We start from the raw sequence: 664 nt of genomic DNA on the forward strand, positions 1-664 counted from the left end.
GGTTGAGCTGAGGGGGGCTGACGATGGCAGTCAAGCGCGGTCACATGGTGTCAAAGGGATATATCAAGGCCTGGGCCGACGACCGAAAGGCCGTCGACGTCATCGACATTCAGGATCGGCGCGGTTTCACGACGTCCACCCGCAACGCCACGGTGGTGAGCTACGTCTACGACCCGAAGGTTCTGACCCATGACCTTGAAAACGCCTACGAGAAGATCGAGACAGCGGGCACACCCGTAATCGTCAAGCTGCGCGAGGGAACGCAATCCCTCACGCACGCAGAGCGCGACGCGATGATTGCCTTCCTCGATATGCACCTGGACCGCGGCCGATACGCGGACAAGGCAAAGGTCCGCGCGCCGGCCCTGGTCCTGAAGACCGGTGGCAAGGTCGAGGAGGCCGAATTCGGCCTTGGTGACGCACTGCTGCTCTCGCAGTCACTCCCGGAAGTGCTTAGGCTTAAGACGCTCGGGCTGGACGACTGGGAGTGGAGGGTATGGCCTCTCGACGTGGAACTTATAACCGGGGACGGGGCCGTTCTTCTTTGGACGAAGGACGCCAAAATTTGCACAGTCACATTCCCACTCTCCCCGAACCGGCTACTCATCATTGGCCAAGAGGTACAAGACGGGGTTTGGATGAATGACCGCATAGCTGCGAACAG

General features: G+C 60.1%; 1 protein-coding gene. It reads left to right on the forward strand.

Annotated features, from left to right (window positions below; genetic code table 11):
• Positions 1 to 23: 23 nt before the first annotated feature.
• Positions 24 to 664: DUF4238 domain-containing protein (locus JF66_RS19645; RefSeq protein ID WP_156109950.1), on the forward strand; the 641-nt coding region annotated here is incomplete at its 3' end.

It is taken from the genome of Cryobacterium sp. MLB-32, from assembly GCF_000738085.1.
GTDB lineage: Bacteria > Actinomycetota > Actinomycetes > Actinomycetales > Microbacteriaceae > Cryobacterium.